Below are 2,087 nucleotides of genomic sequence, written 5' to 3'. Positions count from 1 at the left end.
GCGTCCGCTGGCGCGGCCGGCTGTTGGGTCCAGGGTGCGCCGTCTTAGGGCTCTGCTCGCCCTGGCCCGTCCTGTCTGACCACGTCTTTTGGTTGCTGTCCTTCGGATTCTAGGCGTCCGCTCCACCCCGTCTAGCTCGATTCCGCAAGCTCCACCGGGGCCTGCGGTGCAGGAAATGTCCCTCCGGCGCTCCAGATTCGTTGTTAAGCGGCTTCTAGGGGCCAGATGGTTGGTCGCTCCGGGGCCGTCTTGGTGGGGTTCTGCGGTGGAGCCATCGGTGGTGACGCCTTCGGCGCTCTTGGATCTTGAATCCTCGACGCAGAGCGGCGCGTAACGGTGCAGATTAGCGCCGCAGGACCCCTTACCGGCCTGGGGATTCTCGGGTCTCCGCCTGCGAGGTTCCGCCGCCCGCGTGGCAGCGGAACCACCGACTGCTGGCGTGGTACTTGGTTTCTCATGGTGGCGTGCAGGCTGCGGGATGACCCCTTCTTTCTCCGGGAGCTGTGGAGCTCTTGGTTAGACCGGGGCACCCGAAGTGGACTCGTTTCACGAACGGCTGGTGAGATGGCAGACCTTCGAGTCTTGGAATTAGGGCGCTGCGTGATCCGAACTGGCACACCCCGGGAACAGAACACGCCTTGACTGCGAGGAGTACAGATTGGACCTCTACTGCGGGATCGACTGGGCCGAAGGCCACCATGACATTGCCATCGTCAACAGCGCCGGCGAGCTGCTGGCCAAACGCAGGATCACCGACGACGCTGCAGGTTACCGGGCACTGATGGAGCTGCTCGCCGAACACGGGACACACCCGAGGACCCTGTCCCGGTGGCGATCGAAACCAGCCATGGCCTCCTCGTTGCGGCTCTTCGCGCTGGCACCCGGAATATTTACGCGGTCAATCCGCTCTCGGCGGCACGCTACCGCGACAGGCACGGGGTCTCGAAGAAGAAGTCCGATCCGGGGGATGCTCTGGTGCTGGCGAACATCCTTCGCACCGACGCCCATGCACATCGCCCTCTCCCTGCGGATACCGATCAGGCTAGGGCGATCACTGTCCTGGCCCGTGCCCAGCAGGATGCGGTCTGGGCGCGTCAGCAGACCGCCAACCAGCTCCGCTCCGTGCTGCGCCAGTTCTACCCGGCGCTCCTTCAAGCCGGCTCGGTATGGCAGACGGGATCGCCCGCCCCGAAATCAGGGAACTTCTGCGCATCGCACCCACCCCGGGCGCGCGGCACGGCCAGCACGCCCGGATCGAAGCAGCACTGCGCCGCGCGGGCCGCTCCCGTGGCATCGCCGCCCAGGCCCAGCGAATCAAGCTCATCCTTCGTGGTGACCACGCCCGCCAGCCCCAGGCCGTCGAAGACGCTATGGCCGGCCAGGTTCCGGGCTTTTGCTCATTCTCGATGCTGCCTGCCAAGCCGTCGACCAGCTCAGCGTCGCGGTCGAGGAGGCCTTCCTGGCCCACCCCGACGCCCAAATCCTGCTCAGCTTCCCTGGGGTTGGCGCGCAGCTCGGTGCCCGGCTCTTCGCTGAATCGGAGACGACAGGAACCGCTTCGCAGACGCCCGCGCCCTGAAGGCCTACGCCGGCTCCGCACCAATCACAAGAGCCTCGGGCAAGAAAAAGTTCGTCGGCCCGCAAGTTCGTCAAGAACGACCGCCTTAGCACCGCCGGGTATATGTGGGCGCTGTCCGCCCTTACCGGATGCCCCGGGCGCCAAGCCCCACTACCAGCGCCGCCGCGCAGCTGGCGACTGGCATGCAGCGGCCCAGCGCAACCTCTTCAATCGCTTCCTCGGCCAACTCCACCACTGCCTCAACACCGGCACCCATTTCGATGAAGCTACAGCCTTCACCCTGCGGGGCCACAGACCTCGCCGCTTGACTTCCGAAGCACGCGAGATGTCTGCGTCGCTGATTTCCTTGAGGGAATTTCCTGCCCCTTGCCCTGCGGGTAGACAGGGCTCCGTCGGCCGCCGAGCAAGCGAGCTTGCCAGCAACCAAAAAACAACGGGGGGAGAGGGGAAGCTGGCCGGTCACCTAAGCCGCCCCACCCACCGAAATCCTCTGCAAAAGGAGCAACAC

The 2,087-nt window shown here is 65.5% G+C and carries 1 pseudogene; it reads left to right on the top strand.

From position 1 onward, the window contains the following. Positions 1-658: 658 nt before the first annotated feature. Positions 659-1,856 (top strand): annotated as a pseudogene (locus AC06G6_RS20225) (IS110 family RNA-guided transposase); the annotation flags it as partial. Positions 1,857-2,087: the final 231 nt, after the last annotated feature.

The organism is Arthrobacter sp. CJL-S3 (genome assembly GCF_056711635.1).
The sequence above is the reverse complement of the archived record's forward strand: the minus strand, read 5'-3'. Positions and strand labels throughout refer to the sequence as shown.